A 12,194-nucleotide genomic window follows, 5' to 3' on the forward strand; every position below is an offset into this window, starting at 1 on the left:
CGACGGGCCCCGCGCGAGCGGGCCGCCGCCCGGCCACCGGCCATCACACCGGCGTCATGGGGCCCGCGGTGCGCACCCGGCGGGCCCCTTCGCGTCGGGGCGCCCCTTCGCGTCGGGGCGTCAGTCGCGGCGCAGGCCGCGGTCCAGGGCGGCGATCGCGCTGCCCTGGGCGTCGTCGCCGTCCAGCGACCAGACCATCACGCCGCCCAGGTCGTTCCAGCGCACGTACCGCGCCTTCTGGGTGAGCACCTCGGCGGTGTCGTAGCTGTAGAAGGTGGTCCCGTCGTACTTCCAGGACGCGCCGTGGTCGCGGTCCACGTACACCTTGCCGGGCAGCGCGTTGACCTCCCGGTAGGAGAGGTCGGGGGCGGCGGCGGTGGCGCTCTGGTAGAGGCCGCCGCGCTTGCCGGGCGCGACGCCCGTCCAGCCGTGGCCGTACAGCGGGGCGCCGAGCACGATCTGCTCGGCGGGCAGGCCGCGCTCCTGGTAGTGGTCGACGGCCGTGTCGGCGCTGCGCCGGCGGGCGTCGGGGTCGGCCGGGTCGGAGTAGAGGTTGGCCTGGTGGTTGGCCGGGCCCTTGCCCTCCCAGGGGCCGTGCAGGTCGTAGGTCATCAGGTTGAGCCAGTCCACCGACTCGCTCAGCTCGGGCAGTTCGAGCCGGTCGGCGACGGTCTCGTTGGCGGCGACGGCGGCGGTCAGCAGGTAGTGCCGGCCCTTGTCGCCCTTCTTGCCGCCCTTCTTGCCGAAGTCGTCGAGCTGGCGGCGGAACTCCTGCATCAGCAGGGTGAAGTTGCGCCCGTCCTCGGGGCGGACCACGTTGCCCGCGTCCCCGCCGCCGCCCGGGTACTCCCAGTCGATGTCGATGCCGTCGAAGACGCCCGCGGCCGCGCCGGCGCCGCCCTCGGGGGCGCCGGGCAGGACCGGCACGTCGCCCTTGAGGTAGAGGTCGATGCAGGAGGAGACGAACTTCTTGCGCGCGGCGTCGGTGGCGGCCGCGTCGGAGAAGTACTTGGACCAGCTCCAGCCGCCGAGCGAGATGACCGTGCGCAACTGCGGGTTCTTCGCCTTGAGCTTGCGCAGCTGGTTGAAGTGGCCCTTCAGCTTCTGGCCCGGGGCGTCGGCCACGCCGTCGACCGAGTCGGCGGCGGAGAAGGCGCGCTGGTAGTCGTTGCGGGCGTCGCCCTGGCCTGCGTCGTTGGTCTCGAAGCAGGTGCCGTCGGCAGAGACGTTGCCGAAGGCGTAGTTGACGACGGTGAGCTTCCCGGCCTGGCCGGAGTCCTGGACGCGCTTGGCGGAGCTGTCGGCGCCCCACTGGGTGAAGTAGCCGACCCGCTGGCCCTTCAGCTTCGGGCCGTGCCCGCCGTCGGCGGCGTTGGCGGTGGCGGGGGCGGCGAGCAGCGCGGCGACGGTGGCGGCGGCGAGCAGGGCTGAGGCGCGAGTGGGCATACCGGACCTGTTCTCTGAATGATCGTCAAATGGTCTGGACCAGATGGGATAGAGGTTTAGTCCATCGCGGCACACCGCACAAGGGGCAGGGCTCAGGAGAGGCAGCATGCAAAAGAGGCCGGACCGCGCGATGCGGTCCGGCCTCTCAGCCACCGGGGCGCTCAGCCCCCGGAACTAGAACTCGGTTCAGCCGATGAGCGAGCGCAGCACGTACTGCAGGATGCCGCCGTTGCGGTAGTAGTCCGCCTCACCGGGGGTGTCGATGCGGACGACCGCGTCGAACTCCTTGTCACCGGCCTTGACCTTGACGGTCTTCGGGGTGCGGCCCTCGTTGAGCTCGGTCACGCCGGTGAAGGAGAAGGTCTCCTCGCCGGTCAGGCCGAGGGACTCGGCGGTCTGGCCCTCCGGGAACTGCAGCGGCAGGACGCCCATGCCGATCAGGTTCGAGCGGTGGATGCGCTCGTACGACTCGGCGATGACGGCCTTGACGCCCAGCAGCGCGGTGCCCTTGGCGGCCCAGTCGCGGGACGAGCCGGAGCCGTACTCCTTGCCGGCCAGGACGACCAGCGGGGTGCCGGCGGCCTGGTAGTTCTGCGAGGCGTCGTAGATGAACGACACCGGGCCGTCGGCCTGGGTGAAGTCGCGGGTGTAGCCGCCCTCGGTGCCCGGCGCGATCTGGTTGCGCAGACGGATGTTGGCGAAGGTGCCGCGGATCATCACCTCGTGGTTGCCGCGGCGCGAGCCGTAGGAGTTGAAGTCGCGCTTCTCGACACCGTTGGCGGTCAGGTACTGCGCCGCCGGGGTGCCCGGCTTGATGTTGCCGGCCGGGGAGATGTGGTCGGTGGTGACCGAGTCGCCCAGCTTGGCCAGGACGCGGGCGCCGGCGATGTCGCTCACCGGGCTCGGGGTCTTGGCCATGCCCTCGAAGTACGGGGGCTTGCGGACGTAGGTGGACTCGGCGTCCCACTCGAAGGTGTTGCCGGTCGGGACGGGGAGCGACTGCCAGCGGTGGTCACCGGCGAAGACGTCCTGGTAGCCCTTGTCGAACATCGCCTCGTCGATGGAGCCGGCGACGGTGTCCGCCACCTCCTGCTCCGACGGCCAGATGTCGGCGAGGAAGACGTCGTTGCCGTCGGCGTCCTGGCCCAGGGCGTCGCGGGTGATGTCGATGTTCATGTTGCCGGCCAGGGCGTAGGCGACCACCAGCGGCGGCGAGGCCAGGTAGTTCATCTTCACGTCCGGGTTGATCCGGCCCTCGAAGTTGCGGTTGCCGGAGAGCACCGAGACGACCGCCAGGTCGGCCTCGTTGACGGCGGCCGAGACCTCCTCGGGCAGCGGGCCCGAGTTGCCGATGCAGGTGACGCAGCCGTAGCCGACCAGGTTGAAGCCCAGCTTCTCCATGTACGGGAGCAGGCCGGCCTTCTCGTAGTAGTCCATGACGACCTTGGACCCGGGGGCCAGGGTGGTCTTGACCCACGGCTTGACCGTGAGGCCCTTCTCCACGGCCTTCTTCGCCAGCAGGGCGGCGCCCAGCATGACGGAGGGGTTGGAGGTGTTGGTGCAGGAGGTGATCGAGGCGATCACGACCGCGCCGTTGTCGATCTCGTACGTCGAACCGTCGGGGGCGGTGACGGCGGTCGGCTTCGAGGCCTCGGCGGAGTAGGTCGGCAGCGCCTCGGCGAACCGGGTGGCGGCCTCGGCCAGGACGACGCGGTCCTGCGGGCGCTTCGGGCCGGAGATCGACGGGACGACGGTGGAGACGTCCAGCTCCAGGTACTCGGAGAAGACCGGCTCGACCGACGGGTCGTGCCAGAGGCCCTGCTCCTTGGCGTACGCCTCGACCAGGGCGAGCTGCTGCTCGTCGCGGCCGGTGAGCTTGAGGTAGTTGATGGTCTCGGCGTCGATCGGGAAGATCGCGCAGGTCGAGCCGAACTCCGGCGACATGTTGCCGATGGTGGCGCGGTTGGCCAGCGGGATCGCGGAGACGCCCTCGCCGTAGAACTCGACGAACTTGCCGACCACACCGTGCTTGCGCAGCATCTCGGTGATGGTGAGCACCAGGTCGGTGGCGGTGGTGCCGGCCGGCAGCTGGCCGTTGAGCTTGAAGCCGACCACGCGCGGGATCAGCATGGAGACCGGCTGGCCCAGCATCGCGGCCTCGGCCTCGATGCCGCCGACGCCCCAGCCCAGCACGCCCAGGCCGTTGACCATGGTGGTGTGCGAGTCGGTGCCGACGCAGGTGTCCGGGTAGGCCTGGCCGCCGCGGACCATGATGGTGCGGGCCAGGTGCTCGATGTTCACCTGGTGGACGATGCCGGTGCCGGGCGGGACGACCTTGAACTCGTCGAAGGCGGTCTGGCCCCAGCGCAGGAACTGGTAGCGCTCCTTGTTGCGGCCGTACTCGATCTCGACGTTCTGGACGAAGGCGTCCGGGGTGCCGAACTTGTCGGCGATGACGGAGTGGTCGATGACCAGCTCGGCCGGGGCCAGCGGGTTGATCTTGGCCGGGTCGCCGCCCAGCTCCTTGACGGCCTCACGCATGGTGGCGAGGTCGACCACGCACGGCACACCGGTGAAGTCCTGCATGATCACGCGGGCCGGGGTGAACTGGATCTCCTGGCTCGGCTGGGCGCTGGCGTCCCAGTTGCCGAGCGCGCGGATGTGGTCGGCGGTGATGTTCGCGCCGTCCTCCGTGCGGAGCAGGTTCTCCAGCAGCACCTTGAGGCTGTACGGCAGCCGCTCGGAACCCTCGACGGCGGAGAGCTTGAAGATCTCGTACGACTCGTCGCCCACCTGCAGCGAGCTGCGGGCGTCGAAGCTGTTCGCGGACACGACTGACTCCTTCTGGGTGCTTCGTGCGGTATCCGGCCGCCACGGTGGTAAGGTCAGCCTTACTTAGGCTTACCTTGCCCGCATCGCCGGCGAGCTCCGCTCGGCAAGTATCTTGATGTCGAGATATATCCTATGGGGCAGTTATCTCGATGTCGAGATAAACCATAGTGCATGCCGTCACCTTCACCACCGCAGGCATGCCTGGGTCGGCAAAAGCGCAGGTCAGTGGCCTTTCTGGCGGCGGCGGGCGGCAACGGCAGCACTGCCGGCTCGGCACTGGCCCAGTGTCGACTCGGCATCGGCCCACCACCGGCTCACACCAGCTCACCACCGGAACCGCCGGTCGGCGACGGGACGAGCAGAGGCGCGCCCGCGCAGCCCGCGCGCCTCCGGGCCCGTTCGAGGGTGTCCGCCGGCGCCCGGCGCCGTTGAGCAGGGTGTCCGTCGCCCTGCCCCTGGAAGGCCCCTTGATGTCCGCTCCGCTCGCCGCCACTCCGCTCGCCGCCGCACTGCTGCCGCTGGCCCTGCTCGTCCCCGCCGCCGCCTCGTCGGGTGCCCTCGCCCCGTCGGGCTCCGCCGCCTCGCCGGTCTCCGTCGTCGAGGCCGCCTTCGACCCCGCGACGGCCTTCGTTCCGCCGACCGCCGTCAGCTACGCGAACGACCTCGTGCCGTACGGCGCACACACCCGGATCGTCACCGACCGCTCCACCCCGGGGCGGACGGTGCTCACCATGACCGTCACCGGGCTCGCCCCCGACCACGAGTTCCCGGCCCACCTGCACACCGGCTCCTGCGGAGCCGACCCGGCCTCGTCCGGACCGCACTACCAGGACGCCGTGGACCCGGTGCAGCCGTCCACCGACCCGGCGTACGCCAACGGGCGCAACGAACTGCGGCTGGCGCTGCGCACCGACGAGCACGGCGAGGGCACCGCGACGGCCTCGGTGCCCTGGCAGCCGCGGCCGGGCGAGGCCCGCTCACTGGTGATGCACGCGGGCACCCCGACCGGCCCGCACGCGGCGGGCGACCGGGCGGCCTGCGTCAAGCTGGAGAAGTGAGCTTCCGCCTCAGGAGCCGAGGGTGGCGACCAGGACCGCCTTGATGGTGTGCAGGCGGTTCTCGGCCTGGTCGAACACGACGGAGTGCGCCGACTCGAACAGCTCGTCGGTGCACTCCAGCTCGGTCATGCCGGTCGCCTCGTACATCTGCCGCCCGAGCACCGTGCCGAGGTCGTGGAACGCGGGCAGGCAGTGCAGGAACTTCACGGCCGGGTTGCCGGTGGCCCGGACGGTGTCCATCGACACCTGGTAGGGCTTGAGCAACTCGATCCGCTCGGCCCAGACCTCCTTGGGCTCGCCCATCGAGACCCAGACATCGGTGTAGAGGAAGTCCACGTCGGCCACGCCCTCGGCCACGTCCTCGGTGAGGGTGATCCGGGCGCCGGTCGCCTCGGCCAGCATCTCGGCCGCCTCCCGGACCTCCTCGACCGGCCAGAGGGAGCGCGGGGCGACGATCCGGACGTCCATGCCGAGCAGGGCGCCGGTGACCAGCAGCGAGTTGCCCATGTTGGAGCGGGCGTCGCCGAGGTACGCGAGGGCGGTCCCGGTCAGCGGCTTGGTGCTGTGCTCGGTGATGGTGAGGACGTCGGCCAGCATCTGGGTGGGGTGCCACTCGTCGGTGAGACCGTTCCAGACCGGGACGCCGGCGTTCGCCGCCAGCTCCTCGACGATCTCCTGGCCGTGGCCGCGGTACTCGATGCCGTCGAACATCCGGCCGAGCACCCGTGCGGTGTCCCGGATGGACTCCTTGTGGCCGATCTGCGAACCGGACGGGTCCAGGTAGGTGGTGGTGGCGCCCTGGTCGTGGGCGGCGACCTCGAAGGCGCAGCGGGTGCGGGTGGAGGTCTTCTCGAAGATCAGCGCGATGTTCTTCCCGCGCAGCCGGGGCTGCTCGGTGCCCGCATACTTGGCCGCCTTGAGTCCGGCGGCGAGGTCCACCAGGAAGCGGAACTCCTGGGGCGTGAAGTCGAGCTCCTTGAGGAAGTGCCTGTTCCGGAGGTTGAAGGCCATACCGGGCTCCTGGGATGACGGGGCGTACGGGAAAGTAGCAAGTCTATACGATACTCGGAATTTCTATACACAGCGGGGGTGGGAGAGGGGGAGCCCCGCCGCGGACTCCCCCTCGACACCCGACCGGCCTACAGCCGTGGCCCCCTCGACGCCCGGTCGGTCTAAAGGCGCGGGCACCCTCTGCGCCCGGCCGGCCTACAGGCGCGGATCGACCGGCTCGGACTCCAGCGCGAGCACCGCGAACACCGGCTCGTGCACCCGCCACAGCGGCTCGCCGGCCGCCAGCCGGTCCAGCGCCTCCAGGCCCAGCGCGTACTCGCGCAGCGCCAGCGAGCGCTTGTGGCCCAGCGACCGCTCGCGCAGCCGGTCCAGGTACTCGGTGTAGTCCGGGCCGTAGATGATCCGCAGGTACTCCCGGCCGCGCACCTTCACCCCCGGCTGCACCAACCCGCCCGGACGGCCCCCGCCCCGCTTCGTGCGCACCACCGAGGCCAGCGGTTTGACCACCATGCCCTCGCCGCCCGCCGCCGTCAGCTCCTCCCACCAGGCCGTGGCGGCCGCCACCGAGGCCTCGTCCTCGGTGTCCACCAGGAGGCGGCCGGTGCGGTGCAGGACCGGTGCCCGGTCACCGTCCGCTTCGGGCGCCGTCTCGGGCACCGTCTCGGGCGCGGCTTCGGCCGGCGCTTCGTCGGCCGCGACCAGGCGGTCGATCCAGGCCAGGTGCTCGTCGTGCGGGCGCACCGCGAGGTTCGCCCCCTCGGCGGCCAGCACCTGGAACGGCGCCAGCCGCACGCCCGACAGCCCCTCGGTCGGCCAGCAGTACCGCCGGTACGCCTCGGTGAACGCCTGCGCGTCGGCCGCGCGCCGCCGCTGCTTGGCGGTCAGCTCCGCCAGGTCCAGCCCGCGACCGGCCGCCCGCTCCAGGGCCGCCAGCGCCTCCGGCAGGGCGGCGCCCGCCGCAGTGCCGACCGCAGCGTACTGGCGGCGCAGCAGTTCCACGGCCTTCAGCGACCAGGGCATCAGCTCGGCGTCCAACAGCAGCCAGCCGGTGCCCAGCTCGTCGAACAGCCCCGAGCGCTCGGCGGCCGCCCGTACCCGGCCCAGCAGGGCCGCGGTCAGGCCGTCGTCGGCGAGGAACGCCCGGCCCGTCCTGGTCCAGATCGCGCCCGGACCGGCCACGCCGAAGCGCCGCTCCAGCGCCGCGTCGTCCCGGGCGACCAGCACCACCGCGCGGGAGCCCATGTGCTTCTCCTCGCACACCAGGTGCCGCACGCCGTCCGCGCGGTAGGCGGCGAACGCCTCCTGCGGGTGCTCCAGGAAGCCGTCCCGGCGGGAGGCCGCGCTCGGCGCCATGGTCGGCGGCAGGTACGCCAGCAGCCGCGGGTCCAGCGCGAAGCGGCTCATCACCTCCAGCGCCGCCGCCGCGTTCTCCTCCCGGACGGCGACCCGCCCGTGCAGCCCGGTCTCGACGATCCGGCGGCCCGCCACGTCCGCGAGATCCAGCGGACGGCCCTCGCGGGCGCCCGGCGCGTCCGTGGCCAACGGGCGCACCGGCGCGTACCACTCCCGCTCGGCCGGCACGCTCACCAGCTCCCGCTCCGGGTAGCGCAGCGCCGTCAGGGTGCCGCCGAACACGCAACCGGTGTCCAGGCAGACGGTGTTGTTGACGAAGCTCGCCGACGGCACCGGCGTGTGGCCGTACACCACCAGCGCCTTGCCCCGGTACTCCTCCGCCCACGGGTAGCGCACCGGCAGGCCGTACTCGTCGGTCTCGCCGGTGGTCTCCCCGTACAGCGCGTGCGAACGCACCCGGCCCGAGTTGCGGCCGTGGTAGCGCTCCGGCAGACCGGCGTGGCAGACCACCAGCGCGCCGCCGTCCAGCAGGTAGTGACTCACCAGGCCGCGCATGAACTCCCGCGCCTCGGCCCGGAACTCCTCGGACTCGCCGGCCAGCTGATCCAGCGACTCCTGCAGGCCGTAGGCGACGTTGACCTTCTTGCCGTCCAGCGCCCGGCCCAGCTTGTTCTCGTGGTTGCCCGGCACGCACAGCGCGTGCCCGGCCGCCACCATGCCCATCACCAGGCGCAGCACACCCGGCGTGTCCGGGCCGCGGTCGACCAGGTCCCCGACGAACACGGCGGTACGGCCCGCCGGCGGCACCGCGTCCACCGGCCGGCCCCCGGCGTCCCGGGTCAGCGTGTAGCCGAGGCCGGTCAGCAGGGTCTCCAGCTCGGAGCGGCAGCCATGGATGTCGCCGACGATGTCGAACGGGCCGGTCAGGTGACGCAGGTCGTTGTAGCGCTTCTCCAGCTCCACCTCGGCCGCCGCCACCTCGGCCGCGCCGCGCAGCACGTGCACCTTGCGGAAGCCCTCGCGCTCCAGGCCGCGCAGGGAACGGCGCAGCTCGCGGTGCTGACGCGGGACGACGTGGGCCGGCAGCTGGCGGTCCGCGCGGGAGCGGTTGCGCTCGGCGCACACGCCCGGCGGGACGTCCAGCACGATCGCGATCGGCAGCACGTCGTGCTCGCGGGCGATCCGCACCAGCTGGTGGCGTGCCTCGGGCTGGACGTTGGTGGCGTCCACGACGGTCAGCCGGCCGGCCGCGAGGCGCTTGCCGACGATGTAGTGCAGGACGTCGAAGGCCTCGGCGGAGGCCGACTGGTCGTTCTCGTCGTCGGCGACCAGGCCGCGGCAGAAGTCGGAGGAGACGACCTGGGTGGGCAGGAAGTGGCGGCGGGCGAAGGTCGACTTGCCGGCGCCGCTGGTGCCGATCAGGACGACGAGGGAGACGTCTGTGACGGGGAGGCGGCGGGGGGCGGGGTGGTCCTGGGGCAGTTCCTGGTCGTGCTCCTGGTGCTGGTGCTGCTCGGGCGTCGGGGTCGCTTCGTCGGTCATCGGGATTCGCCTCCTTCGGGCGCCGGGTCGGTCGGGGTCCGGTCGGTCGGGGTCTGCGCGGTCCGGGTGGTGCCGGTCGTGGTCTGCTCGGGCGGAGTCTGCTCGGCAGGGCCGGTGCCGAGGCGGAACAGGGCCAGCTGGGTCGGCGCGCCGACCTCCTCGTCCTCCGGCCCCACCGGGCGCAGCACCACCGTGTAACCGAACGCGGCCGCGACCCGCTCGGCCCACGCGCGGAACTCGGCGCGCGACCACTCGAAGCGGTGGTCGGCGTGCCGGACAGCGCCCGCCGGCAGGCTCTCCCAGCGGACGTTGTACTCGGCGTTCGGCGTGGTGACGACCACCGCCCCCGGCCGGGCCGCGCCGAACACCGCGTACTCCAGGGCGGGCAGCCTGGGCAGGTCCAGGTGCTCGACCACCTCGCACAGCACCGCCGCGTCGAAGCCCTTCAACCGGGTGTCCGTGTAGGTCAGCGCACCCTGCGCCAGCGTCACCCGGGCCGCCTGCCGCTCCGGCATCCGGTCCAGGCGCAATCCGCGGGCCGCCGCCTGCAACGCCCGCACAGACACGTCCACGCCGAGCACCTCGGTGAACCGGGCGTCCTTCAGCAGTTCGCCGATCAACTCGCCCCGGCCGCAGCCGAGATCGGCGACGCGGGCCGCGCCCACCTCCCGCAGGGCGGCGAGGATCGCGGCGCGGCGCTGCCCGGCGAGGGACGGCGGCCTGGGCTCCGATGTCGCCCCGGCGGCCTCAGCCTGCTCCTCCGGCCGGTCGTCGACCGCGTTGTCGACCTCCTCGGGCTCCCGGTCGTCCGCCTCCGCCAGCCGGGCCAGCTCCAGACGCTCCAGCGCCACCCGGGTCAGCGCCCGGCTCCGGGACAGGTAGCGGCGGGTGATCAGGGCGCGCTCCGGGTGGGCGGCCAGCCAGCCCTCGCCGGCGGCGAGCAGCTTGTCCACCTCGTCCGGGGCGACCCAGTAGTGCTTGGCGCCGTCCAGCACCGGCAGCAGCACGTACAGCTGCTGAAGCGCGTCGGCAAGCCGCACGGCGTCCGAGACCAGCGTGAGCCGCACGTACCGGGACTCGCCCCACTCCGGGAACGCCTCGTCCAGCGGGAGCGCCACCGCCTCGACCCGCCAGCCCAGCGGCTCGAACAGCCGGAGCGCCATCGCCGGGCCACCGCCCTCGCCCGCACCGTTCGCGGGCACCGCGGGCAGCGTGATCCGCAGCGGGCGCGGGCGCTCCGCCAGCCCCGGCCGGGCCGGGCAGTCGCCCTTCATCGCGGACCGGAACACCGTCCGCAACGCCACCGCGAGCAGCGAGGACGCCGCGTACGGGCGGTCGTTGACGTACTGGGCAAGCGCGAAGTCCGGCGAACCGCCGCGCCCCTTGCCCCGGCCCTTGCGGACCAGCGCGATCGGATCGACGTCCAGCAGCAGCGCCGCCGTGCAGACGTCGTCGCCCGCCTCTGGGTAGAAGACGTGCGCCTCGCCGTGCGACGTCGCGAACCGCTGGACCTTGCCCGGGTGCTTGTGCAGCAGGAAGCCGAGATCGGTGGCCGGGCCCTCGACGCTGCCGGTGGTGGAGATCGACATGAACACCTGCCCGAGTATCACCGAGCAAACCTCCGCTGAACACCGGGTTTCCCGGTGCGGCGGCCGTCCGCCGCGGCCCGTCGGCGGCCGTGTACGCACGGCGGGGGCCTGCCGACCGGCGGCCGCGTCCGCACGACGGGCGTGTTCGGCAGCGGAGCCCCGCATTGGTTAACGTGCACGGTGTGACTGCTGAATCGACCTCCCTCCCGAACGGGGCCGTGGCCGCCGGCCTGGCCACCATCGCCGCCGACGGCACCGTCCTCGACACCTGGTTCCCCGCCCCCGCCCTGGCCGCCGAGCCCGGCCCGGCCGGCACCGTCCGCCTGACCGCCGAGCAGGCCGAGGCCGAACTCGGCGCCGGCGCCGCCGAGGCGCTGCGCGCCGACGCGCGCCGCGGCGTCGAGGTGGTCGCCGTGCGCACCACCATCGCCTCGCTCGACGAGAAGCCGCTCGACACCCACGACGTGTACCTGCGCCTGCACCTGCTCAGCCACCGCCTGGTCAAGCCGCACGGCCAGAACCTGGACGGCGTCTTCGGACTGCTCGCCAACGTCGCGTGGACCAGCATCGGCCCCGTCCCGGTGGACACGGTCGAGCAGGCCCGCCTCGCGGTCCGCGCCCAGGGCGGCCAGCTCGCCGTGTACGGCATCGACAAGTTCCCGCGGATGACCGACTACGTCGCCCCGTCCGGCGTGCGCATCGCCCACGCCGACCGCGTCCGCCTCGGCGCCCACCTGGCCGTCGGCACCACCGTGATGCACGAGGGCTTCGTCAACTTCAACGCCGGCACCCTCGGCACCTCCATGGTCGAGGGCCGGATCAGCGCGGGCGTCGTCGTCGGCGACCACAGCGACATCGGCGGCGGCGCCTCGATCATGGGCACCCTCTCCGGCGGCGGCAAGCAGGTCGTCTCGGTCGGCGAGCGCTGCCTGCTCGGCGCCAACGCCGGCATCGGCATCTCGCTCGGCAGCGACTGCGTCATCGAGGCCGGCCTCTACGTCACCGCCGGCACCCGGGTCACCACCCCGGACGGCACCGTGGCCAAGGCCGTCGAGCTGTCCGGCCAGGACAACCTGCTGTTCCGCCGCAACTCGCAGACCGGCGCCGTCGAGGTCATCGCCCGCTCCGGCTCCTGGGGCGGCCTCAACGCCGACCTGCACGCCCACAACTGACCTGCGGGACCACACCATCGGGGTCCCGGGGCGCCTGGGGGGCCGGCGCCCGCGTGCGGCGGCCCGCGGGGGCGGGGGGGGGGGCGTCCCGCCCCCCCCCCGCCCCCACCGCGCCCGCCGCCCCCGACCAGAAGATCGCCAAGCTGCGGGACGACCTGCCGGTGCGGGCCCGCACCGGCACCGGACTGGAC

At 72.7% G+C, this 12,194-nt stretch carries 7 protein-coding genes; 2 read left to right on the forward strand and 5 right to left on the reverse strand.

The window, feature by feature from the left end:
• Positions 1 to 120: 120 nt before the first annotated feature.
• Together ACFV6I_RS31240 and acnA are read right to left on the reverse strand one after the other, a co-directional pair.
• Positions 121 to 1,446 carry a glycoside hydrolase family 18 protein gene (locus ACFV6I_RS31240; protein WP_063347580.1) on the reverse strand — a complete coding sequence of 442 codons (1,326 nt, stop codon included), beginning with the start codon at positions 1,444 to 1,446 and terminating at the stop codon, positions 121 to 123.
• Between the two features lie 186 nt (positions 1,447 to 1,632).
• Positions 1,633 to 4,278 (reverse strand): aconitate hydratase AcnA, encoded by a 2,646-nt coding sequence (gene acnA / locus ACFV6I_RS31245; RefSeq protein WP_380428903.1) that lies wholly within the window; start codon positions 4,276 to 4,278, stop codon positions 1,633 to 1,635.
• A 470-nt stretch (positions 4,279 to 4,748) separates the two neighbouring features.
• On the opposite strand from acnA, the gene ACFV6I_RS31250 reads away from it, so the two are divergent.
• On the forward strand, positions 4,749 to 5,336 hold the full coding sequence (locus tag ACFV6I_RS31250; protein ID WP_380428905.1) for a superoxide dismutase family protein: 588 nt from the start codon (positions 4,749 to 4,751) through the stop codon (positions 5,334 to 5,336).
• Positions 5,337 to 5,345: 9 nt separating this feature from the next.
• Here ACFV6I_RS31250 and argF read toward each other — a convergent pair whose 3' ends face one another.
• From argF to ACFV6I_RS31265, 3 genes are all read right to left on the reverse strand, one after another.
• Positions 5,346 to 6,347, reverse strand: coding sequence for an ornithine carbamoyltransferase (argF, locus tag ACFV6I_RS31255; RefSeq protein ID WP_063347583.1), 1,002 nt, complete (start codon positions 6,345 to 6,347; stop codon positions 5,346 to 5,348).
• A 195-nt stretch (positions 6,348 to 6,542) separates the two neighbouring features.
• Entirely contained in the window at positions 6,543 to 9,242 is a 2,700-nt protein-coding gene (locus ACFV6I_RS31260) for a polynucleotide kinase-phosphatase (RefSeq protein WP_380428906.1), read from the reverse strand.
• A complete protein-coding gene (locus ACFV6I_RS31265; RefSeq protein ID WP_380428907.1) occupies positions 9,239 to 10,837 on the reverse strand; it encodes a 3' terminal RNA ribose 2'-O-methyltransferase Hen1 in 1,599 nt (532 codons plus the stop codon). Before ACFV6I_RS31265 ends, ACFV6I_RS31260 begins: the two co-directional genes overlap by 4 nt.
• 176 nt (positions 10,838 to 11,013) lie before the next feature.
• On the opposite strand from ACFV6I_RS31265, the gene dapD reads away from it, so the two are divergent.
• Positions 11,014 to 12,003 carry a 2,3,4,5-tetrahydropyridine-2,6-dicarboxylate N-succinyltransferase gene (dapD, locus tag ACFV6I_RS31270; RefSeq protein ID WP_063347584.1) on the forward strand — a complete coding sequence of 330 codons (990 nt, stop codon included), beginning with the start codon at positions 11,014 to 11,016 and terminating at the stop codon, positions 12,001 to 12,003.
• The last annotated feature ends 191 nt before the right edge of the window (positions 12,004 to 12,194 follow it).

Origin of the sequence: Kitasatospora sp. NPDC059803, from assembly GCF_042732255.1 — a bacterium.
Taxonomy (GTDB): Bacteria; Actinomycetota; Actinomycetes; order Streptomycetales; family Streptomycetaceae; genus Kitasatospora.